Origin of the sequence: Streptomyces abyssomicinicus, from assembly GCF_008974245.1 — a bacterium.
In the GTDB taxonomy this organism is placed as follows: Bacteria; Actinomycetota; Actinomycetes; order Streptomycetales; family Streptomycetaceae; genus Streptomyces; species Streptomyces abyssomicinicus.
On the sequence record NZ_BBZI01000013.1, the window covers coordinates 37,197 to 59,886 of the forward strand.

Sequence of the window (22,690 nt, forward strand, 5' to 3'; positions counted from 1 at the left end):
GTGACGCAGACGATGACAACGCACGCCAGGACGCCGCACGCCATGAAGGCGCGCGCCACGACGACACCCCCGGGGGCGCCCGCCATGTTCGACACGGTGCTGGTCGCCAACCGCGGCGAGATCGCCGTCCGGGTGATCCGCACGCTGCGCGAGCTGGGCATCCGCTCGGTCGCCGTCTTCTCCGACGCCGACGCCGAGGCCCCGCACGTCCGGGCGGCCGACACCGCGGTGCGGATCGGCCCGGCGCCGGCCGCCGAGAGCTACCTGCGGGCCGACCGCATCCTGGAGGCCGCCGCCCGTACCGGCGCGCAGGCCGTGCACCCGGGGTATGGCTTCCTCGCGGAGAACGCCTCCTTCGCGCAGGCCTGCGCCGACGCCGGGCTGGTCTTCCTGGGCCCGCCCGCCTCGGCGATCGACCTGATGGGCGACAAGATCCGCGCCAAGGAGACGGTCCGCGCGGCCGGTGTCCCGGTGGTGCCGGGCTCCAGCGGCAGCGGTCTGACCGACGCCGAGCTGGCGGCCGCGGCCCGGGAGATCGGCATGCCGGTGCTGCTCAAGCCCAGCGCGGGCGGCGGCGGCAAGGGCATGCGCCTGGTCCGCGAGGAGTCCGCGCTGGCCGAGGAGATCGCCGCGGCCCGCCGTGAGGCCCGGTCCTCCTTCGGTGACGACACGCTGCTGGTGGAGCGCTGGATCGACCGCCCCCGGCACATCGAGATCCAGGTGCTGGCCGACGCCCACGGCAACGTCGTGCACCTGGGCGAGCGCGAGTGCTCGCTCCAGCGGCGCCACCAGAAGATCGTCGAGGAGGCGCCCAGCGTCCTGCTGGACGAGCGGACCCGGGCGTCGATGGGTGAGGCGGCCGTCCAGGCGGCCCGCTCCTGCGGCTACGTCGGCGCCGGGACGGTGGAGTTCATCGTCCCCGGCGGCGACCCCTCCTCCTACTACTTCATGGAGATGAACACCCGCCTCCAGGTGGAGCATCCGGTGACGGAGCTGGTCACCGGCCTGGACCTGGTCGAGTGGCAGTTGCGGGTGGCCGCCGGCGAGCCGCTGCCTTTCACTCAGGAGGACGTCACCCTCACCGGCCACGCGGTGGAGGCCCGGATCTGCGCCGAGACCGTGTCCGTGAAGGAGGGCTCCCGCGGCTTCCTCCCGTCCGGTGGCCGGGTGCTCGCCCTGCGCGAGCCCTCCGGCCCCGGTGTGCGCACCGACTCCGGGCTGGGTGAGGGGTCCGAGGTGGGCAGCCTCTACGACCCGATGCTGGCCAAGGTGATCGCGCACGGCCCGGACCGGGCCACCGCGCTGCGCCGGCTGCGCGCCGCCCTCGCCGACACGGTCGTGCTGGGCGTGCCCACCAACACCGGGTTCCTGCGCCGTCTGCTGGCCCACCCCGACGTGGTGTCGGGCGAGATGGACACCGGGCTGGTGGAGCGCGAGGCCGAGTCGCTGGTCCCGGAGGGGGTGCCGGCGGAGGTCTACGAGGCGGCGGCCGCGGTCCGGCTGGCGGAGCTGGCGCCCGAGCCCGCCGAGGGCGGCTGGACGGACCCGTTCTCCGTGCCCAACGGCTGGCGGGCCGGCGGCCCCGAGGCACACCGGCCGCTCGGCTTCCCGCTCCGGGTCCCCGGGCTGGACCCGGTCACCCACACCGTGCGGGGCGGCGCCCACCACGAGGTGGGCCCCGCCGAGGTCTCGGTGACGCTGGACGGCGTCCGCCACACCTTCCACCGGGCCGGCGACTGGCTCGGCCGGGAGGGTGACGCCTGGCAGGTCCGCGACCACGACCCGGTGGCCGCCTCGCTCACGGGCGCGGCCCGCGCGGGCGCCGACTCGCTCACCGCCCCCATGCCGGGGACGGTGACGGTCGTCAAGGCCGCCGTCGGCGACCGGGTGGAGGCCGGACAGAGCCTGCTGGTGGTGGAGGCGATGAAGATGGAGCACGTCATCTCCGCCCCGCACGCGGGCACGGTCGCCGAGCTCGACGTCACCCCGGGCACCTCGGTCGCGATGGACCAGGTCCTCGCCGTGATCACGCCCGACGCCGAACCCGACGCCGCGTCCGGTGCTCCCTCCGGTGCCCCGTCCGACGCCGCCTCCGGCGCCGAAGGGGAGGGAGCGCGGTGACCGCGAACGGACCGGCCGGGATCGCCGGACTGCCCATGCGGGTGCCTGCCGAGGGCCTGCCCGCCCGGGTGCGGATCTACGAGGTCGGTGCCCGGGACGGCCTGCAGAACGAGAAGGAGACGGTCCCCACCGAGGTGAAGGCGGAGTTCGTCCGCCGTCTCGCCGCGGCCGGCCTGTCGACGGTCGAGGCCACCAGCTTCGTCCACCCCAAGTGGGTGCCGCAGCTGGCCGACGCCGAGCAGTTGTTCCCGATGGTGCGCGACCTGCCGGTGGAGCTGCCGGTGCTGGTGCCCAACGAGCGCGGCCTGGACCGGGCCCTGGCGCTCGGCGCGCGCACGGTCGCGCTGTTCGCCAGCGCCACCGAGTCCTTCGCCAGGGCCAACCTCAACCGCACGGTGGCCGAGTCGCTGGCCATGTTCGAGCCGGTCGCCGCCCGCGCCAAGGCGGAGGGGCTCCATGTCCGCGCCTACGTCTCGATGGTCTTCGGCGACCCGTGGGAGGGGCCCGTCGCCGTCCCCCAGGCCGTGGAGGTCTGCCGGGCGCTGCTCGGCATGGGCGCCGACGAGCTGAGTCTGGGCGACACGATCGGCGTCGCCACCGCGGGCCATGTCCGCGCCGTGCTCACCGCGCTGCGGGAGGCCGGCGTCGCCACCGAGGCGATCGGCGTCCACTTCCACGACACCTACGGCCAGGCCCTGGCCAACACGCTGGCCGCGCTCCAGCTCGGTGTCACCACCGTCGACGCCTCCGCCGGAGGCCTCGGCGGCTGCCCCTACGCGAAGTCCGCCACCGGCAACCTCGCGACCGAGGACCTGGTGTGGATGCTCCAGGGCCTCGGCGTCGAGACCGGTGTCGACCTCGGCCGTCTCACCGCCACCAGCGTGTGGATGGCCGAACAGCTGGGCCGGCCCAGCCCGTCCCGCACCGTCCGAGCCCTCTCCCACCAGGAGCAGTGACGCGATGACCGCCACCACCGCCACCCCGATGGACCGCCGCCTCAGCCCGGAGCTGGAGGAACTGCGCCGTACCGTCGAGGAGTTCGCCCACGACGTGGTCGCCCCCAAGATCGGCGACTACTACGAGCGGCACGAGTTCCCCTACGAGATCGTCCGTGAGATGGGCCGCATGGGCCTGTTCGGCCTGCCCTTCCCCGAGGAGTACGGCGGCATGGGCGGCGACTACTTCGCCCTGGGCGTCGCCCTGGAGGAGCTGGCCCGGGTCGACTCCTCGGTCGCCATCACGCTGGAGGCCGGCGTCTCCCTGGGCGCCATGCCCCTGCACCTCTTCGGCACCGAGGCGCAGAAGCGGGAGTGGCTGCCGCGTCTGTGTTCCGGCGAGGTGCTCGGCGCCTTCGGTCTGACCGAGCCCGAGGGCGGATCGGACGCGGGCGCCACCCGCACCACCGCCCGGCTCGACGAGGCCACCGGCGAGTGGGTGATCAACGGCTCCAAGTGCTTCATCACCAACTCCGGCACCGACATCACCGGCCTGGTCACGGTCACCGCCGTCACCGGCCGCAAGCCGGACGGGCGGCCGGAGATCTCCGCGATCATCGTTCCCTCCGGAACCCCGGGGTTCACGGTCGCCGCCCCCTACTCCAAGGTCGGCTGGAACGCCTCGGACACCCGGGAGCTCTCCTTCACCGACGTCCGTGTCCCGGCCGCCAACCTGGTCGGCGAGGAGGGCCGCGGCTACGCCCAGTTCCTGCGCATCCTCGACGAGGGCCGGATCGCCATCGCCGCGCTGGCCACCGGCCTGGCCCAGGGCTGCGTGGACGAGTCGGTGAAGTACGCCAAGGAGCGGCGGGCGTTCGGCCGTCCCATCGGCGCCAACCAGGCCATCCAGTTCAAGATCGCCGACATGGAGATGAAGGCCCACACGGCCCGCCTCGCCTGGCACGACGCGGCGGCGCGGATGGTGGCGGGACAGCCGTTCAAGAAGGAGGCGGCCATCGCCAAGCTGTACTCCTCGACGGTCGCCGTGGACAACGCCCGTGAGGCCACCCAGATCCACGGCGGGTACGGCTTCATGAACGAGTACCCGGTGGCCCGGATGTGGCGTGACTCCAAGATCCTGGAGATCGGGGAGGGCACCAGCGAGGTCCAGCGGATGCTGATCGCCCGCGAGTTGGGCCTCTCGGACTGACACGTCCCCTCGGGTCACCGCGCCTGGCCGGGGCCGCAGGATCGCCTGCGCCCCCGCGGCACCCGAGGGCCCCGCCGCACCCTCGCCGCGGGTCTCGGGCCCGGCTCCCCGCGGCCGGGCGTCAGGCCCGCACTCCCGCGGGTGTCAGGCCCGTACTTCCCGCGGGCGTCAGGCCCGCACTCCCCGGGGCTGGCGTCAGGTCCGGACTCCCCGAGGCACGGGTCAGGCCCGCGCTTCCCGCGGGGTCTCAGGTTCTGGCGGCGCGCGTGGCGCTGAGGATCTCCGCGTAGCCCCGGCGGGTGGCGGCGAGCACTATGCGGTCGTCGGACCGCAGGACGTACCCGGGGTGCAGGTCCCAGAGCAGCTGGGGCCCGTCGTGACGGGCGTCGCGGGCCAGGTCCGGACGGCGGGCCTCCGGCCGCTGGGTGTCCAGCGCGATGACCCGCCACGCCCCGGCGCGGAACGCCTCCGCAACGGTGCGCCCCTCGAACTGCGGGTGCCCGCCCACCACCAGTGCCGCGAACAGCAGCACCTTGCGCTCGATGGAGATGGCGCCCAGCACCTGCCGCCCCATCATGGCCGCCGCGAACGCGGGCGCCGCGAGGTGGGTGACGCTCCGGCTGCGGGTCACCGCGTCCGGGTGCGCCGCCCGCAGCGTCCGGTAGACCACGGTGGCGAACTCGTCGTCGTACAGCCGCAGCGCCACCCGCAGTTCGGGGGCGATCGTGCGGGCCGCGAGGGTGGCCTCCAGGTTCGTGGTGTCGGAGCTGGTCAGCGCCAGCAGCGCGGCCGCCCGGTGGATCTTCGCAGCGCCCAGCACCCCCGTCTCGGTGACGTCGCCCAGCACCACCGGCACCCCGAGGTCCCGGGCCAGGGGCACGCCCCGCGCCTCGGCGGACTGCTCGACGCACACCACCGGCATGTCCAGCTCCCGCAGCCGCGACAGCACCCGGGTGCCGACCCGGCCGAGGCCCAGCAGCACGATGTGCCCGGAGAGCCCGCGCGGCGGCCGGCGCAGCGCGCCCGCCCCGCGGAAGGTGCCCAGCGCCTCGAGCCCGGCCGCGACCAGCAGCGGCAGCAGGGCGAGGCCCACCAGCCCGGACAGCAGCTGCAGGATCTGCCGCGCCGCCGAATCGCCCACCGCGGGATCGCCGATGCCGAGGAGGTCGAGCAGCGACAGGTAGGTCGCGGACAGGAACCCCAGGTCCGTCAGCACGGTGGTGGCGACGGCCAGGGCCAGCACCGAGGCGACCACCCCCGCCGTCGCCCAGCGCAGCCGCCGGGAGAAGAGCTGCGACAGCGGCGCCCCGCGGCCGGCCAGCCGACGCGTCGGAACGGCGGGGCCGGTGCGGCGCACCGCGTCCAGCACCACGGTGCCGCGCCCGGTGGCGGCGCGGACCTCTGCGTCGTCCGGCAGCAGCAGCGGTCCCTGCGGTCCGCTGGCGTCGGAGCCCTCGGCGCCGGCCGGGTCGGCGGTGGTGGAGGAGAGCAGGGCCAGCGTGCACAGGCCCGGGTCGGCGGTCTCGCCGGCCCGCGGCGGGACGCGTTCGGCGGCGCGCAGCAGCAGCCCGTCGGCCTGCACCACCCGCCGGGTGTCGGCCACCGCGGTGGCGGCGAGGGCGGGGGCCGCGGTGTCGGCGTCGGAGAGCACCGTGGTGGAGGCCTCCAGGGTGGCCCGGTCCAGCGCGGGTTCGGCCACCAGGGCGGCCTGGTCGAGGAGTTCCTCCATGTACTGGCCGAGTTTGCGGTTGTACATCCGCAGCACCAGCCGCACCGAGGGGTTGAGGCGGCGTGCGGCGAGCGCGGCGCGCAGGTTGGTCTCGTCGTCCTCGTAGAGCAGGGCGATGGCGGTGGCGCGCTCCACCCCGGCCTCGGTGAGCACGTCCTCGTCCGGCCGTGCGGCGTGCAGTTCGAGGACGGGCGCGCTGGGCCCGGCCCCCGAGTCGTGGGGCCCCGCCTGGACGGGGGTCTGGCCGAACCGGCCGATCAGCGCGGCCGCCCGGGAGACGGTGGAGGCGAGTGTTCCGGTGTCCTCGGGCCGCTCCCCCGGTACCACCAGCACCACCCGCTGCCGGTACACGTCCCGCAGCTCCGCGGCCAGCCGCCGGGCCAGCCCGTCGTCCCCGCAGACCAGCATGTGCCGTTCCGTACGCGCCCGTTCGCCCTGCCTCGGCAGCGTCACCACGTGCCCACCCCCCGCGCCCCCGCGCCCTCGCGTCCCGCACTGCGGACCGGCCCGACCCTAGCGCGGGCCGCCCGGACCGCCCCGCTCCGGCGCGACGGCGGAAAACAGTTCCGGTCACCCCCTGGACAAGCCCTGTTGAGGTTAGGCTAACCTTCCTGCGAATCGTCCGGCGGCCGTCCGCCCTGTTCGAAAGCAGTCACCATGTCCCAGGTCCGTGCTTCCCTCCCCACCCGCCGCGGCATCCTGACTGCCGGCGGTGTTCTCGGTCTCGGCGCCGTCCTCGCCGCGTGCGGCGACGACGACGCTTCGGCCAAGGGCGGTTCGGACAAGGGCGCCGACGCCGCGTCCGGCCCGTGGTCCTTCAAGGACGACCGCGGCGAGACGGTGAAGCTCGACGAGGCGCCGAAGAACATCGTGGCGTTCACCGGTGCGGCCGCCGCGCTCCACGACTACGGCGTCCAGGTGAAGGGCGTCTTCGGCCCGACCACGACCAAGGACGGCAAGCCCGACGTCCAGGCCGGCGACATGGACGTCTCCAAGGTCGAGGTCATCGGCAACGTCTGGGGCGAGTTCAACGTCGAGAAGTACGCGGCCCTCAAGCCGGACCTCCTCGTCTCCACCATGTTCGACGGCGCGGGCACCCTCTGGTACGTCCCGGAGGAGTCCAAGGACCAGATCGCCAAGTTCGCCCCGAGCGTCGGCATCTCCGTCTTCGACGTGCAGCTGACGCAGTCGCTGGAGCGCACGGCCGCCCTGGCCGAGGCGCTGGGCGCCGACATGAAGGCCGCCGCGGTCGTCGAGGCGAAGAAGAAGTTCGAGGATGCCGCCGCGCGCCTGAAGGCCGCCGCCAAGGCCCGGCCCGAGATCAAGGTCCTGGCCGGTTCCGCCTCCGCCGAGCTGTTCTACGTCTCCACCTACAACCTCTCGATCGACCTGGAGTACTACAAGGCCCTCGGCGTGAACATCGTCGAGCCGGACGCCAAGGCCATCGAGGAGAGCGGCGGCTGGTTCGAGAGCCTGAGCTGGGAGAACGTCGACAAGTACAAGGCCGACGTGATCATCATGGACGACCGCGCGCAGGCCATCCAGCCCGCCGACATCGACGAGGCGACCTGGAAGAAGCTGCCCGCCGTCAAGGCCGGCCAGGTCATCGCCCGTTCGCCGGAGCCGATCCTGTCCTACGCCAAGTGCACGCCGCTGCTGAACAACCTCGCCGAGGCCATCGAGAACGCCAAGAAGGTGGCCTGACCCCTCGGCCCCCCGTCCGCACCCACCGCGGCCCGGCAGCCGCGTCGACGCCCCCCGGAGACGGTCCTCCGGGGGGCGTCCGCGACCCCGCCCTCCGCCGGGCCCCCGGACCCCGGGGCGTCCCCGTGTCAGCCGGAGGGCCACGGGACCTGCGGGCTGCGGTAGTACTCCACCCCCATCGCGTCCCACCGCGGCGCCTGCGCGGCGAGCCGCTCCCGGTAGCCCTCCCAGCCGTGCGTGGACGCCGGCGACCAGCCCAGCTCCGCGATGCCCGGCAGCCGCGGGAACGCCATGAACTCCAGCTCCCGCGAGGTGGTGAGCGTCTCCGTCCAGATCGGCGCCTCCACGCCCCGCACCGCGCTCTCCGGCACCCCGGACGCGGCCAGGTAGGTGCCCGGGTCCCAGTCGTAGGCGCGCCGGACCTCCACCGGCCCGGCCCAGTCCAGTCCGAGCGGCGTGTCGGCGGTGTACTTCATGTCGAGGTACGCCCGGTCGGCCGGGGAGAGGATGATCCCGGCCCCGGCGCGGGCCGCCTCCGCCACCCGGGCCCGCTCGGCGGCGTCGGTGTCGTCGTAGCCCCAGTACTGCACGAGCGCCCCGGGGGCCGGTTCGGCCGCGGTCAGCTGGTGCCAGCCGATCACCGTCTTGCCGTACCGGGCGACGACCGGCTGGACCCTCGCCATGAAGGCGGCGTAGTCCTCGTCCGGCGTGGAGTGGGCCTCGTCGCCGCCGATGTGGAGGTACCGGCCGGGGGTGAGCGCGGCGACCTCCCGGACCACGTCCTCGACGAAGTCGTAGGTGGCCTCCTCGCCGACGCACAGCGAGGAGAAGCCCACCTTGATCCCGGTGTACGGCGGCGGGGCCACGCCGTCGCAGTTCAGCTCCGGGTAGGAGGCGAGCGCCGCGTTGGTGTGGCCCGGCACGTCGATCTCCGGGACGACCTCCAGGTAGCGGGAGGCGGCGTAGGCGACGATCTCCCGGTACTGGTCCTTCGTGTAGTACCCGCCGGGCGTGCCGCCGACCTCGGTGGCGCCGCCGACGGCGGTCAGCCGCGGCCGGGAGTCGATCGCCAGCCGCCAGCCCTGGTCGTCGGTGAGGTGCAGGTGCAGGGTGTTGATCTTGTACAGGGCGAGCTGGTCGATGTACCGCTTCACCTGGCCGACGGTGAAGAAGTGCCGTGCCACGTCCAGGTGCGCGCCGCGGTAGGCGTACCGCGGGTGGTCCTCGACCACGCCGCCGGGCACCTCCCACGGGCCGGGCCGGGCCTCGCGCGACTCCACCGAGGCGGGGAGCAGCTGGCGCAGGGTCTGCACGCCGCGGAACAGCCCGGCGGGCCGCGCGGCGGTCACGGTCACCCCCGAGCGGCCGCTGGTGAGCCGGTAGCCCTCCTCGCCCCAGGGCCCGTCCGCGAGCCGCAGCCGGATACCGCCGGAGCCCTCCTCGCCCGGGTCCTCGCCCAGGTCTTCCCCCAGGGCCTCGCCCGGGTCCTCGCCCGGCCCCTCCCCCAGGGCCCCGCCCGGGCCCTCCCCCGGGCCGTCCCCCAGCGCTCCCCCCGGGCCGGTGACCGCGAGGCCCAGCGCGGTGACCGGGAGGCGGTAGCCGGTGGAGGGCCGCAGCAGCCCGGCGAGGTACGCGCCGATCCCGCGCACCTCCGGCGTGTCCTGGACGAGGATCCGGGTGCCGCGGGTGATCCGGTACGGGGAGCCGCCCGGTTCCGCCGACGCCGGCGCCGGGACCAGCGCGCCGAACCCCCCGGTCGGCACGTCCGCACCGCCGGCGTCGGTGCCGGGCACGGGCGCCGCTCCGGCGGATCCGCCGGCCGCCACCGTCAGGAGCAGCAGCGACGCCGCCAGCCGTAAGGCCGTGTGCCGTTGTCCCGCCATGGTCGGTCCCCTCCTCGGGCTCGTTCCTGTGCGTTCGGATGCGCTGGACCCTGGACCGGAAAGAAGGTCTGGACCACACCCTCCCCATGCGGGAGGCGCGACAATCCCCTCGTGCGCCGTCTTGTGTCGTCGCACACCCGAAGAGCAGAATCCTGCCCGATATCGGGCAGGATTGTTGCGGAAGCCATTCGTCGTATCGGAGGATCAGGCATGCACGACGAACTCGTCGATCATTTGACGCGGTCCTCCTCGCTGACCCGGGGTGAGGCCGTCCGGGTGATCCAGGACGTTCTCGCCTACTTCGACGAGACGACCGAGGACTACGTCCGTCGCCGCCACCGCGAGCTCCAGGCGCAGGGCCTGGTGAACGCGGAGATCTTCACGAGGATCGCGGCGGACCTCCAGTACCGCGCGGTGGCGCCGCCCGAGCTCTCGCTCCGGCAGCTCCGCCGCATCGTCTATGGCTGAGGGAACCCAACCACATGTGCGGAATTGTCGGCTACATCGGCAAGCGTGACATCGCCCCGCTGCTCCTCGAGGGCCTCGCGCGCCTCGAGTACCGCGGTTACGACTCGGCGGGCATCGCCGTCACGGCCCCCAAGGGCGGGCTGAGGATGGTCAAGGCCAAGGGCCGCGTCCGTGAGCTCGAGGCGAAGGTGCCGGCCCGCTTCAAGGGCACGGCCGGCATCGCCCACACCCGTTGGGCGACCCACGGCGCGCCGTCCGACGAGAACGCGCACCCGCACCTCTCCGCCGACGAGAAGGTCGCCGTCGTCCACAACGGCATCATCGACAACGCCTCGGACCTGCGCCGGAAGCTGGAGGCCGACGGCGTCGAGTTCCTCTCCGAGACCGACACCGAGGTCCTCACCCACCTGATCGCCCGTTCCCAGGCCACCACCCTGGAGGACAAGGTCCGCCAGGCGGTCCGCCTGATCGAGGGCACCTACGGCATCGCCGTGCTGCACGCCGACTTCCCGGACCGGATCGTCGTCGCCCGCAACGGCTCGCCCGTCGTCCTCGGCATAGGCGAGAAGGAGATGTTCGTCGCCTCGGACATCGCCGCGCTGGTCACCCACACCCGCCAGATCGTCACCCTCGACGACGGCGAGATGGCCACCCTCACGGCGGAGGACTTCCGCACCTACACCACCGAGGGCACCAGTACCTCCGCCGAGCCGACCACCGTCGAGTGGGAGGCCGCCTCCTACGACATGGGCGGCCACGACACCTATATGCACAAGGAGATCCACGAGCAGGCCGACGCCGTGGACCGCGTGCTGCGCGGCCGCATCGACGACCGGTTCTCCACCGTGCACCTGGGCGGCCTCAACCTGGACGCCCGCGAGGCGCGCCAGATCCGCCGCGTGAAGATCCTCGGCTGCGGCACCTCGTACCACGCGGGCATGATCGGCGCCCAGATGATCGAGGAGCTGGCCCGCATCCCCGCGGACGCCGAGCCGGCCTCCGAGTTCCGCTACCGCAACGCGGTGGTCGACCCCGACACCCTGTACGTCGCCGTCTCCCAGTCCGGCGAGACCTACGACGTGCTGGCCGCGGTCCAGGAGCTCAAGCGCAAGGGCGCCCGCGTCCTCGGCGTGGTCAACGTGGTGGGCTCCGCCATCGCCCGCGAGTCGGACGGCGGCATCTACGTCCACGCCGGCCCCGAGGTCTGCGTGGTCTCCACCAAGTGCTTCACCAACACCACGGTCGCCTTCGCGCTGCTCGCCCTGCACCTGGGCCGCACCCGTGACCTGTCCGTCGCCGACGGCAAGCGGATCATCGCCGGTCTGCGCCGCCTGCCGGAGCAGATCAACGAGATCCTCAAGACCGAGGACGAGATCAAGGAGCTGGCGCAGGAGTTCGCCGACGCCCGCTCGATGCTCTTCATCGGCCGCGTCCGGGGCTACCCGGTGGCCCGTGAGGCCTCCCTGAAGCTGAAGGAGGTCTCGTACATCCACGCCGAGGCCTACCCGGCCTCCGAGCTGAAGCACGGCCCGCTGGCGCTGATCGAGCCGGCCCTGCCGACCGTCGCGATCGTGCCGGACGACGACCTGCTGGAGAAGAACCGCGCCGCCCTCGAGGAGATCAAGGCCCGCAGCGGCAAGATCCTCGCGGTCGCGCACCAGGACCAGGAGAAGGCCGACCGGACCGTCGTCGTCCCGAAGAACGAGGACGAGCTGGACCCGATCCTGATGGGCATCCCGCTGCAGCTGCTCGCCTACCACACGGCGCTGGCGCTGGGCCGGGACATCGACAAGCCGCGCAACCTGGCCAAGTCGGTCACCGTCGAGTAGCCGACGGGCCCGGGGCCGGTGCCCCTGGAACGACGAAACGGTCCCTGTGCGCCACCATGCACAGGGACCGTTCCCTTGACCGGGCCGGAGCCGCCCGAAACCCTCGGCCCTGGCTGCCGTTCGCGGTGGCCGTCACCCCACGGCGGCGGGCAGCCGGTTTCCGTGCGGGGTTCATTCCCTCGTGAGGACGCCGAACACGCCGTACGCGCCGGTAGCTTGGGCTCCGCCGTACACAACTCGGCTTGATGTCGACGGAGTTCGCCGGCGCACGGTGCACACCCCCCGCGCTCAGGGAATCACGCCGCCCCGCGCTCAGGGAATGACGACCACGGGCCGCTGCGCCCGCTTGGCCAGCCGGCCCGCGACCGAGCCAAAGACACGGCTGAGCAGCCCGTGCGTGGAGCCCACCACGATGGCGTCGGCCTCGTACTCCCGGCCGACCTCCTCCAGTTCGTGGCAGATGTCCCCGCCGCGCTCCACCAGGATCCACGGCAGCTCGGCCAGGAAGTCGGAGCAGGCGAGTTCGAGTCCCAGCACCTCGGTGCGGTGGTCCGGCACGTCCACGAAGACGGGCGGCTCGCAGCCGGCCCAGACGGTGGTCGGCAGGCGGTTGGCGACGTGGACGATGATCAGGCCCGAGCGGGACCGGGCCGCCATGCCGACGGCGTAGGCGAGGGCGCGCTCACTGGACGTGGAGCCGTCGAACCCGACGACCACCCCGTGCTTGAAGGCGGGATCGCAGGGGCGGGGGCGCACCTCGTCCGCCGCCAGGGGATCGGACGCCGTCGGTTCGGCGACCGGCGGCTTGCGGTCCGCGGGATCGGTGTATTCGTGACCGGCCATGGCTGTCTCGGCGTTGTGATCCTCTTCGGGTGACGTGAGCGGCGGAGCTGTGTCCGGGATTCGTCTTCCCGTCCCCATACCCTCCAGGGTACGGCGGCAAGCGTCCCCGGGCTCATTTTCTGCGGGTCCCGGCGTGAGTTCCGCAGGTCCGGACGGGTACCGGCAGTTGCCGGTGGCAAGGCTTCTCCCGGGCGCCCGCTCCGCACGGCCCACCGGGATCCTCCGGAGCATGCACGAGGCACCACCCCCCGCGCAACGTTGCCTGCCCCGTACAGGCGGTTCTCCGCCCCCTGACGGCGGGCGGCTGGGCCGAACAGGGGACGGCCGGGGTTGCCCCCGGACCTCGGCCGGGGTACTCCGCGTGCCCGGGCGCACCGACGGTCCGCCGTGGCCGGCGCGGACCGTCCCGTACGCGCGTGGCCTGCCGCCCGCGGCGTACGGCCCGCCGTGTGTCCCGCCGCCTCCGGGGCACACGTCCGCACCCCCCGCCGGGCCCGCGGCGGACCCTGTCGAACCCGCACGCGAACCCGCCCCGGCCCCACGGTTCCTGGCCGCGAACGCCTCCACGAGGCGGCGGTTCCGGGCCACGGCCAGGGCGGCGGCCGAGGCCGCCGGGCGCCCCACCCGCCCCAGGAACCACGGGCACCCCGCTCACCACGGGGCACGCGGGGCGCACGGAGGCACATCCGACCGCCGCCACCGCACCCCCCTGCGACTGACCGGTTTCCGCTCCAGCAGCCGCACAGTTTCGGCCAACTTCCGCGCAGCGGCCCACCCCTGGCGAAACGTCCCCCCAACCGCCGTTCCACCAGGGCAAAAAGGGTACGGGCGCCCTCGGGCACCCTACGGGGATTGGCCACCCGCGCACGGCGCGCTTCCCCGCCCCCTCCCGCGCCGCCACCCTTCGTGATCGAATGCTTCACGCCAAGTTGCCATGTCGACATTCCGGGGCTTGCCGAACTGGGCTTTCCGTCGGCGTCGGACACAGTAGATTCGATCTTGACTGTCGTCTGGCGGGGGATTCGTTCAGGACCGAGGGGAAACGTGCTGGAGCGAGAGACCCGTCCAGTGAGAGGCGCCGCGACCACCGAGGGGGGCTTAGCAGGATGAGCCACGACTCCACCGCCGTGCAGGAGACGGCCGTCCGAAAGCTGTCCGGACGGCGACGCAAGGAGATCGTCGCGGTACTGCTCTTCAGCGGCGGCCCGATCTTCGAGAGCTCCATCCCGCTCTCGGTGTTCGGGATCGACCGGCAGGACGCCGGCGTGCCGCGCTACCGGCTGCTGGTGTGCGCCGGTGAGGAGGGGCCGCTGCGGACCACGGGGGGCCTGGAGCTCTCCGCGCCGCACGGCCTGGACGCGATCGGCCGGGCCGGCACCGTCGTGGTGCCCGCGTGGCGCTCGATCACCTCGCCACCGCCCGAGCAGGCGCTCGACGTGCTGCGCCGGGCCCACGAGGAGGGCGCCCGCATCGTCGGCCTGTGCACCGGCGCGTTCGTGCTGGCCGCCGCCGGCCTGCTGGACGGCCGTCCGGCCACCACGCACTGGATGTACGCGCCCACGCTGGCCAAGCGCTACCCGTCGGTCCACGTCGACCCGCGGGAGCTCTTCGTCGACGACGGCGACGTGCTGACGTCGGCCGGCACCGGCGCGGGCATCGACCTGTGCCTGCACATCGTCCGCTCGGACCACGGCAACGAGGCGGCCAACGCGCTGGCCCGCCGTCTGGTCGTCCCGCCCCGCAGGGGCGGCGGCACCGGGCACGCGGGCGGAGCCGGAGGCGGGGCGGCGCAGGAGCGCTACCTCGACAGGTCTTTACCCGAGGAGATCGGCGCCGACCCGCTGGCCGAGGTCGTCGCCTGGGCACTGGAGCACCTGCACGAGCAGTTCGACGTCGAGCAGCTGGCGGCGCGCGCCTACATGTCCCGGCGTACCTTCGACCGCCGGTTCCGTTCGCTGACCGGCAGCGCACCGCTGCAGTGGCTGATCACCCAGCGGGTGCTCCAGGCACAGCGGCTGCTGGAGACCTCCGACTACTCGGTCGACGAGGTCGCCGGGCGCTGCGGCTTCCGTTCGCCGGTGGCCCTGCGCGGTCACTTCCGGCGGCAGCTCGGCGCCTCCCCGGCGGCCTACCGGGCGGCGTACCGCGCCCGGCGCCCGCAGGGCGAGAAGAGCGCGGTACCGGAGAACGGCGCGGCCCCGGCCATGGCGCAGGGGCAGGCGCAGGGGCAGGCGCAGGGGCACGGGCATGGCTCCGTGCCGGTGCCGTCGGGCGACCAGGCGGCGTCCGCCGTTCCCGCCCAGTCCCGGCGGCCCTCGGAGAACGGCGAGGCCGTGCCGCGGCCGACGCTGCCCGGCAGGCGCTGAGCGGGCGCCCGGTCCGCCGCCGGCCGGGCGCGCGGGCCGGCCGCCGGGCGGGCCCGGGCCGGCGCCCGGCCGTAAAGGCCTGAACGACCTCGGGGGGCGTGCGTGAGCACGCCCCCCGAGGCGTTACCGGCGGTCCTCCGCCCGGACCGGCGGGCAAACGCGGCGCGTACGGTCACCTTCCCGCCCCGTAGGGTGGACGTATGAACGATCGCATGGTGTGGATCGACTGCGAGATGACCGGTCTCTCGCTGTCCGACGACGCTCTCATCGAGGTGGCCGCCCTCGTCACCGACTCCGAGCTGAACGTACTCGGCGAGGGGGTGGACATCGTCATCCGTCCGCCGGACTCGGCGCTGGAGACGATGCCGGAGGTGGTGCGTCAGATGCACACCGCGTCCGGTCTGCTGACCGAGCTGGCCGGCGGGACCACCCTGGCCGACGCCGAGGAGCGGGTCCTCTCCTACATCCGTGAACATGTGAAGGACCCCGGCAAGGCCCCGCTGTGCGGGAACTCCGTCGGTACCGACCGCGGCTTCCTGCTGCGGGACATGCCGACGCTGGAAGCCTTCATGCACTACCGGATCGTCGACGTCTCCTCGGTGAAGGAGCTGGCGCGGCGCTGGTACCCGCAGGCGTACTTCAACGCCCCGGAGAAGGCCGGCAACCACCGGGCGCTGGCCGACATCCGCGAGTCGATCGCCGAGCTGCGCTACTACCGCGAGGCCGTCTTCGTCCCCCAGCCGGGACCGGACTCCGCCACCGCCCGCACCATCGCCGCCAAGCACGTGGTGTCCGGCGGCTGACGCCCCGCCCGGCGCCCCTTCCGGGGGCGCCGGGAAAAGGGCGGCGCGAGCACCCCTTCAGACCCTGTACACTTTTTCTCGGCCGGTCGGAAAGAAACCGCAAGGTACCGAACCGCCGGTCATGGTGGGTGTAGCTCAGCTGGCAGAGCACCTGGTTGTGGTCCAGGATGTCGCGGGTTCAAGTCCCGTCACTCACCCTGAAGTGAGAGAGGCCCCCGGGCCGGTGGAAACACCGCCCGGGGGCCTTCCTCGTGTCCGGGATCCCGGCCCCCTGAGCGGTCGCCGGGAACAGTGCCTCCGGCCTCCCGGGACGGCCGCCCGGCCGGCAGGGAACCCCGGCGGCGGCCGTCCCGAGGACGGCGTCTCAGGAGGACTGGCGCCGCACGAGCTGCGTGGGCAGCACGGTCTGCGGGCGGCGCACCCCGGCGGGGGTCCGCCGGCGCGGCTCGCGGGTGGCCGTCTCCTCCAGCAGCAGGTCGGTCATCACCCGGCCCATCTCGGTGATCGGCTGCCGCACGCTGGTCAGCGGCGGGTCCATGTGGCGGGCGATCGCCGAGTCGTCGTAGCCGACCAGGGCCACGTCGTCCGGGATGCTCCGCCCGGCCTCGCGCAGCACCTGCCGGGCCCCGGCCGCGGTGACGTCGGAAGCGGCGAAGACGGCGTCCAGGTCGGGCCGCCGCTCCAGCAGGGCGGCCATGGCGCGGCGGCCGCCCTCCTCGCTGAAGTCGCCGGGCTCGACCAGCCCCTCGTCCTCCTCGATGCCCGCCTCGACGAGGGCGCTCCGGTACCCCTCGGTGCGGCGCAGGGCGCCCCAGACGTCGAGGCGGCCGGTGATGTGGGCGATCCGGCGGCGCCCCTGGGCGATCAGGTGGGCGGTGGCCGAGCGGCCGCCGCCGTGGTTGTCGGAGTCCACGGAGGCCAGCGGCTCGTCCGCGGACCTGGGACCGCTGATCACGGCGGGGATGCCCAGCTCGGCGACCATGTCGGGCAGCGGGTCGTCGGCGTGCACCGAGACCAGCAGCACGCCGTCCACGCGGTGCGCGGCCAGGTACTGGGCGAGGCGCTGCCGCTCGCGGTCGTTGCCCGCGAATATCAGGAGCAGCTGCATCTCGGTGTCGGCCAGCGCGGCGCCGACGCCGCGCAGCATCTCGGAGAAGTAGGGCTCGGCGAAGAACCTCGTCTCCGACTCCGGCACCACCAGCGCGATCGCGTCGGTACGGTTGGCGGCCAGCGCGCGGGCCGCCGTGTTCGGCACGTAACCGAGTTCGGCCACGGCCGCCTCGACGGCGGCGCGGGTGGCGTCACTGACGCTCGGCGAGCCGTTGATCACGCGGGAGACCGTGCCGCGGCCGACGCCCGCCCGGGCCGCGACCTCCTCGAGGGTTGGTCGCCCGCCACCTCGGCCTCGTCCGTGGACCGCCATCCGCCGCCTCCAATTCGTACCGGATCCTGGAATCTAACAGTCGTGCTCGCCCTCCCCCGGGCCGACCGCCACCATGCGGTGCGCGGCCGGTCGGTCCCGATGTGATGACGATGCCTTGCGAGAGCTGGGTCTACGCGCGGAGCTTCCAAGTATCCGCATACCGCCTGCCGTTGACCGGGTTCTCCCCATTCGGTAACACCCTGATAACCCCGCGGAGATCACGGCGTCACTGCCCTTGACACCCCCGCCGCGACCCGGGACTCTTCAACACATCACTGCTGGGAGCGCTCCCACGCGCTCTCACGCTACCTGACCCAAACCCAACCCACGCGTTCCCCACCCGAGCCGCAGCAAGGAAATCAAAGGTCATCCAGTGGCCTTTGGCCGGGGGGTCGGCACGTCAGGGTAATCAGGAGGGACGACCATGCGCGCCATTCGAACCGCCCGCCGTAGGGCAGTGGTTCTCGCAACGGTCGCGGCGCTCGGCGCCGGACTGCTGGCCGGCTGCGCCGACGACGGCAAGGACGAGGAGTCCGCCGGCTCGGGCGACGCCAAGGGCAAGACCACCATCACCGTTGGTCTGTTCGGCACGTTCGGCTTCAAGGAGGCCGGGCTGTACGACGAGTACATGAAGCTGAACCCGAAGATCAACATCAAGGAAACGGTGATCGAGCGCAACGAGAACTACTACCCGGCGCTCGTCAACCACCTGACCACCGGCAGCGGTCTCCAGGACATCCAGGGCGTCGAAGTCGGCAACATCGCCGAGATCACCTCCACCCAGGGCGACAAGCTGGTCGACCTCTCCAAGGTCGGCAAGAAGGCCGACTTCCTCGCGTCGAAGTGGGAGCAGGGCACCACCAAGGACGGCAAGACCGTCGGTCTCGGCACCGACGTCGGCCCGATGGCGATCTGCTACCGCAAGGACCTCTTCGAGGAGGCGGGCCTGCCCACCGACCGCGAGGAGCTCGCGAAGCTGTGGGAGGGCGACTGGAACAAGTTCGTCGAGGTCGGCCGCGACTTCAAGAAGGGCGCCCCGAAGGGGGTCACCTTCATGGACTCCCCCGGCGGTCTGCTGAACGCGATCCTCTCCAGTGAGACCGAGAAGTTCTACAACGCCGAGGGCGAGGTCATCTACAAGACCAACCCCGCGGTGAAGGACGCCTTCGACCTCACCTCCGCCGCCTCCAAGGAGGGGCTGATCGGCAAGCAGGTCCAGTTCCAGCCCGCCTGGGACACCACCATCGCCAACGGCAAGTTCGCCGCGATGTCCTGCCCGCCGTGGATGCTCGGCTACATCAAGGGCAAGTCGAAGCCGGAGGCCGCCGGCAAGTGGGACGTCGCCAAGGCGCCGAAGTCCGGCAACTGGGGCGGTTCCTTCCTGGCCGTCCCGAAGGCGAGCAAGAACGCCGACGAGGCCGCCAAGCTGGCCGCCTGGCTGACCGCCCCCGCGCAGCAGGCGAAGCTCTTCGCGGTGCAGGGTTCCTTCCCGAGCGCGCCGTCCACCTACGAGGGCGAAGAGGTCCTCAACGCCAAGAACGACATGACGGGTGACGCGCCGATCGGCCAGATCTTCGGCGACGCCGCCAAGTCCTCCCCGGTCCAGGTCATCGGCCCGAAGGACCAGATCATCCAGCAGGGCCTGACCGACAACGGCGTCATCCTGGTCACCCAGGGCAAGTCCGCCGAGGACGCCTGGAACAACGCCGTCAAGACCATCGACAACAACCTGGAGAAGTGACCGGTATGTCTTCCCGGCACTCCGTCGCCGCGTCCCCCGTCAAGGGGGGCGCGGCCCCGGCCGGTTCACCGCCGGCCGGCCCCGCCACCGACGACGAGCGACGTCGGGCCAAGCTGTCCCGCCGCTGGCAGCGGGACCTGCGCTGGAGCCCCTACGCGTTCGTCGCGCCGTTCTTCGCCCTGTTCATCGCCTTCGGGCTGTTCCCCCTGATCTACACCGGCTGGGCGTCGCTCCACACGGTGGAGCTGACCGCGCCCACCGACATGGAGTGGGCCGGCCTCAAGAACTACATCCGGATCTTCGACGACGAGTTCTTCTGGAACGCCGCCCGCAACACCCTGATCATCGGCATCATCTCGACGGTCCCGCAGCTCGCCATGGCGATGGGCATCGCCCACCTGCTCAACTACAAGCTGCGCGGTTCCACCTTCTGGCGCGTCACCATGCTCGCCCCGTACGCCACCTCGGTGGCCGCCGCGGCGCTGGTCTTCGTGCTGCTCTTCGGCCGCGACTACGGCATGATCAACTGGGCGCTCGGCTACGTCGGCCTGGACGCGATCGACTGGCAGAACGGCAGCTGGTCCTCCAAGCTCGCCGTCTCGACCATCGTCATCTGGCGCTGGACCGGCTACAACGCGCTGATCTACCTGGCCGCGATGCAGGCGATCCCCCATGACCTCTACGAGTCGGCGGCCCTCGACGGCGCGTCCCGGTGGCGGCAGTTCTTCCACGTGACGCTGCCCTCGCTGCGGCCGACGATCCTGTTCACCGTGGTGGTCTCCACCATCGGCGCCACTCAGATCTTCGGCGAGCCGCTCCTCTTCGACGCCAGCAAGGGCGCCTCTGGCGGCGGCACCCACCAGTTCCAGACCCTCGGGCTCTACCTGTACGAGCAGGGCTGGATCAACCAGCACCTGGGCCGCGCCTCGGCGATCGCCTGGTCGATGTTCGCCCTCCTGATCATCATCGGGCTCGCGAACTCCGTCATCTCGCGCCGGCTGCGCGCCAGTAGTTAAGGAGACCCGGCCGTGACGACGACCCTGACCCCGCCGCAGCAGCCGGCGCCCGAAAAGGCACCGGACGGCAAGGCACGCAAGGCCCGCGGACCGCGTTCCGCCCGGGCCGGCGGCCAGTTCCACGCCGGGCCGCTGACCTATGTGATCCTCGGCCTGTTCACGCTGGGATCGCTCTTCCCGCTGTTCTGGACGGCGGTCGCCGCCTCGCGTGACAACGCCCGTCTCGCCGAGACGCCGCCGCCGCTGTGGTTCGGCGCCAACCTCGGCGACAAGCTCGCGGTGGCCTGGGAGGACGCCAACCTGGGCGAGGCCTTCCTCAACACCACCTTCGTGGCGGGCACCTCGGCGATAGTGACGTGCTTCCTGTCCGCGATGGCGGGCTTCGCCTTCGCCAAGCTCCGCTTCAAGGGGCGCAACGCGCTGCTGCTGGTCGTGATCGGCACGATGATGGTGCCGCCGCAGCTCAGCGTGATCCCGCTCTACATGATGGTGGCCAAGCTCGACTGGTCCGACCAGCTCCAGGCGGTCCTGCTGCCTTCCCTGGTCAACGCGTTCGGCGTGTTCTTCATGCGCCAGTACCTGACCCAGGCACTGCCCGACGAGCTGATCGAGGCCGGCCGGGTGGACGGCGCGAGCACCTGGCGCATCATGTGGCACATCGTGTTCCCGGTGGCGCGGCCCGCCATGGCGGTGCTGGCCATGCTCAAGTTCGTGGAGACCTGGAACGACTTCCTCTGGCCGTTCCTGGTCCTCACCCAGCACGGCAGCCCGACGGTGCAGGTGGCGGTGGCCGGACTCGGCCGCGGTTACACGCCCGACCAGGCCCTCATCATGGCCGGCGCGCTGCTCGGCACGCTGCCGCTGCTGCTCGTCTTCACGATCTTCGGCAAGCAGATCGTGGGCGGCATCATGCAGGGCGCCGTCAAGGGCTGATCCGGCAGTGGGGCCGGCCCTCCCGCACAGCGGCCGGCCCCGCCCGGGTGGTGCCCGAACCCTTCCCCCCTCCGCTCACGGCCTCGGCCGTGACCTCTCATGGGAGCGCTTCCATGCCCGATTCCGCTTCGGTCTCCTTCCCCCCCAACTTCCTCTGGGGATCGGCCACGTCCTCCTACCAGATCGAGGGCGCGGTCCGTGAGGACGGCCGCACTCCCTCCATCTGGGACACGTTCAGCCATACCCCCGGCAAAACGCACAACGGCGAGCACGGCGACGTGGCGGTGGAGCACTACCACCGCTACCGCGACGACGTCGCGCTCATGGCGGACCTCGGTCTCAACACCTACCGCTTCTCCGTGGCCTGGCCCCGTGTCCAGCCCACCGGCCGCGGCCCGGCCGTCCAGAAGGGCCTGGACTTCTACCGCCGTCTCGTCGACGAGCTGCTGGACAAGGGCATCGCGCCCGCCGTCACCCTCTACCACTGGGACCTCCCCCAGGAGCTGGAGGACGCCGGCGGCTGGCCCGCCCGTGAGACGGCCCACCGGTTCGCCGAGTACGCGGCCATCGTCGGCGAGGCCCTGGGCGACCGGGTCGAGCGGTGGATCACCCTCAACGAGCCCTGGTGCAGCGCCTTCCTCGGCTACAGCTCGGGTGTCCACGCACCGGGCCGCACCGACGGCGAGCTCGCCCTGCGCGCCGCCCACACCCTCAACCTGGCCCACGGCCTGGGCACCTCGGCGCTCCGCTCGGTGATGCCGGCCCGCAACTCGGTCGCCGTGGCGCTCAACTCCCACGTGGTGCGCACCGTCTCCGACGACCCGCTCAACCTCCAGGCCGCGCAGCGCATCGACGACCTGGCCAACGGCATCTTCCACGGTCCGATGCTGCACGGCGCCTACCCGGAGACGCTGTTCCCGGCCACCGCCTCGGTGACCGACTGGTCCTTCGTCGAGGACGGCGACCTCAAGCTGATCCACCAGCCGCTGGACGCGCTGGGCCTCAACTACTACACGCCGGCCCTGGTCGGCCACGCCGGCACGGCGCCGGAGGACGGCCCCGCCTCGGACGCGCACGGCACGGGCGACTTCTCGCCGTGGGCGGGCGCCGAGGACGTCGTCTTCCACCAGGCTCCGGGCGAGCAGACGGCCATGGGCTGGTCCGTCGACGAGACCGGCCTGTACGACCTCCTCCTGCGCTACCACCGCGAGGCGCCGGGCCTGCCGCTCTACATCACCGAGAACGGCGCCGCCTACGACGACCAGGTCGACGAGGACGGCCAGGTGCGGGACCCGGAGCGGGTCGCCTACCTGCACGGCCACCTGTCCGCGGTGCGCCGGGCGATGGCCGACGGCGCGGACGTGCGCGGCTACTACCTGTGGTCGCTGCTGGACAACTTCGAGTGGGCCTACGGCTACTCGAAGCGGTTCGGCATGGTCCACGTCGACTACGACACGCAGAAGCGCACGCCCAAGGCGAGCGCCCTGTGGTACGCGAAGGCGGCCCGCAGCGGCACGCTGCCCGAGCCGGTGGTCGAGCCGGCGGCCGCGCCGTCGGTGGACGTCGTGGTCGCGCCGGCGGTCGACCCGGTGAGCGAGCCGGCGGCCGGGGCCGCCGCGGAGCCGGTGGCCGACGCCGGCTGACACGGTCCGGCGTGGCGATCACGCCTGACCGGACAGGGCGGCC

Annotated in this window: 16 protein-coding genes and 1 tRNA gene; 13 read left to right on the top strand and 4 right to left on the bottom strand. The window is 72.6% G+C overall.

Features of this window, described 5'->3' with window-relative positions:
- Positions 1 to 84: 84 nt before the first annotated feature.
- The 3 genes from GBN72_RS29385 to GBN72_RS29395 are packed head-to-tail and all read left to right on the top strand — an operon-like array spanning position 85 to position 4,266.
- Positions 85 to 2,121, top strand: a complete 2,037-nt coding sequence (locus GBN72_RS29385; protein ID WP_151775180.1) for an acetyl/propionyl/methylcrotonyl-CoA carboxylase subunit alpha — start codon at positions 85 to 87, stop codon at positions 2,119 to 2,121.
- Positions 2,122 to 2,156: 35 nt separating this feature from the next.
- A complete protein-coding gene (locus tag GBN72_RS29390) occupies positions 2,157 to 3,077 on the top strand; it encodes a hydroxymethylglutaryl-CoA lyase (RefSeq protein WP_151775181.1) in 921 nt (306 codons plus the stop codon).
- A gap of 28 nt (positions 3,078 to 3,105) precedes the next feature.
- On the top strand, positions 3,106 to 4,266 hold the full coding sequence (locus tag GBN72_RS29395; protein WP_151775182.1) for an acyl-CoA dehydrogenase family protein: 1,161 nt from the start codon (positions 3,106 to 3,108) through the stop codon (positions 4,264 to 4,266).
- Between the two features lie 247 nt (positions 4,267 to 4,513).
- Here the strand turns inward: GBN72_RS29395 and GBN72_RS29400 are convergent, their stop codons facing one another.
- The gene (locus GBN72_RS29400) at positions 4,514 to 6,403 is read right to left on the bottom strand and encodes an NAD-binding protein (RefSeq protein ID WP_151775183.1); all 1,890 of its coding nucleotides are present in this window, start codon (positions 6,401 to 6,403) and stop codon (positions 4,514 to 4,516) included.
- Between the two features lie 249 nt (positions 6,404 to 6,652).
- Between GBN72_RS29400 and GBN72_RS29405 the strand changes: the two genes are divergently transcribed.
- A complete protein-coding gene (locus tag GBN72_RS29405; protein WP_151775004.1) occupies positions 6,653 to 7,699 on the top strand; it encodes an ABC transporter substrate-binding protein in 1,047 nt (348 codons plus the stop codon).
- A 128-nt stretch (positions 7,700 to 7,827) separates the two neighbouring features.
- Here GBN72_RS29405 and GBN72_RS29410 read toward each other — a convergent pair whose 3' ends face one another.
- Positions 7,828 to 9,582, bottom strand: coding sequence for a beta-N-acetylhexosaminidase (locus GBN72_RS29410; protein WP_170315373.1), 1,755 nt, complete (start codon positions 9,580 to 9,582; stop codon positions 7,828 to 7,830).
- Positions 9,583 to 9,792: 210 nt separating this feature from the next.
- Between GBN72_RS29410 and GBN72_RS29415 the strand changes: the two genes are divergently transcribed.
- Positions 9,793 to 10,050, top strand: coding sequence for a hypothetical protein (locus GBN72_RS29415; RefSeq protein ID WP_151775005.1), 258 nt, complete (start codon positions 9,793 to 9,795; stop codon positions 10,048 to 10,050).
- A gap of 14 nt (positions 10,051 to 10,064) precedes the next feature.
- On the top strand, positions 10,065 to 11,879 hold the full coding sequence (glmS, locus tag GBN72_RS29420) for a glutamine--fructose-6-phosphate transaminase (isomerizing) (protein ID WP_151775006.1): 1,815 nt from the start codon (positions 10,065 to 10,067) through the stop codon (positions 11,877 to 11,879).
- A 312-nt stretch (positions 11,880 to 12,191) separates the two neighbouring features.
- Here glmS and GBN72_RS29425 read toward each other — a convergent pair whose 3' ends face one another.
- A complete protein-coding gene (locus GBN72_RS29425; RefSeq protein ID WP_151775007.1) occupies positions 12,192 to 12,722 on the bottom strand; it encodes a universal stress protein in 531 nt (176 codons plus the stop codon).
- Between the two features lie 1,106 nt (positions 12,723 to 13,828).
- Between GBN72_RS29425 and GBN72_RS29430 the strand changes: the two genes are divergently transcribed.
- The 3 genes from GBN72_RS29430 (at position 13,829) to GBN72_RS29440 (ending at position 16,088) form a co-directional block, all read left to right on the top strand.
- Positions 13,829 to 15,088: a GlxA family transcriptional regulator gene (locus GBN72_RS29430; protein WP_151775008.1), complete on the top strand. Its 1,260-nt coding sequence runs from the start codon at positions 13,829 to 13,831 to the stop codon at positions 15,086 to 15,088.
- 200 nt (positions 15,089 to 15,288) lie between these two features.
- Positions 15,289 to 15,891 (top strand): oligoribonuclease, encoded by a 603-nt coding sequence (orn, locus tag GBN72_RS29435; RefSeq protein ID WP_151775009.1) that lies wholly within the window; start codon positions 15,289 to 15,291, stop codon positions 15,889 to 15,891.
- A 124-nt stretch (positions 15,892 to 16,015) separates the two neighbouring features.
- Positions 16,016 to 16,088 (top strand) — tRNA-His (locus GBN72_RS29440).
- Between the two features lie 167 nt (positions 16,089 to 16,255).
- Here GBN72_RS29440 and GBN72_RS29445 read toward each other — a convergent pair.
- Complete coding sequence (locus tag GBN72_RS29445) at positions 16,256 to 17,314, bottom strand: LacI family DNA-binding transcriptional regulator (RefSeq protein ID WP_151775010.1); 1,059 nt, start codon at positions 17,312 to 17,314, stop codon at positions 16,256 to 16,258.
- Positions 17,315 to 17,738: 424 nt separating this feature from the next.
- Between GBN72_RS29445 and GBN72_RS29450 the strand changes: the two genes are divergently transcribed.
- The 4 genes from GBN72_RS29450 to GBN72_RS29465 all read left to right on the top strand — a co-directional run bounded on the left by GBN72_RS29450 (position 17,739) and on the right by GBN72_RS29465 (position 22,647).
- Entirely contained in the window at positions 17,739 to 19,055 is a 1,317-nt protein-coding gene (locus GBN72_RS29450; RefSeq protein ID WP_151775011.1) for an ABC transporter substrate-binding protein, read from the top strand.
- Positions 19,056 to 19,060: 5 nt separating this feature from the next.
- Positions 19,061 to 20,071 carry a carbohydrate ABC transporter permease gene (locus GBN72_RS29455; RefSeq protein ID WP_151775012.1) on the top strand — a complete coding sequence of 337 codons (1,011 nt, stop codon included), beginning with the start codon at positions 19,061 to 19,063 and terminating at the stop codon, positions 20,069 to 20,071.
- 12 nt (positions 20,072 to 20,083) lie between these two features.
- Complete coding sequence (locus GBN72_RS29460; protein WP_151775013.1) at positions 20,084 to 21,004, top strand: carbohydrate ABC transporter permease; 921 nt, start codon at positions 20,084 to 20,086, stop codon at positions 21,002 to 21,004.
- A 113-nt stretch (positions 21,005 to 21,117) separates the two neighbouring features.
- Positions 21,118 to 22,647 carry a GH1 family beta-glucosidase gene (locus tag GBN72_RS29465; RefSeq protein ID WP_151775014.1) on the top strand — a complete coding sequence of 510 codons (1,530 nt, stop codon included), beginning with the start codon at positions 21,118 to 21,120 and terminating at the stop codon, positions 22,645 to 22,647.
- Positions 22,648 to 22,690: the final 43 nt, after the last annotated feature.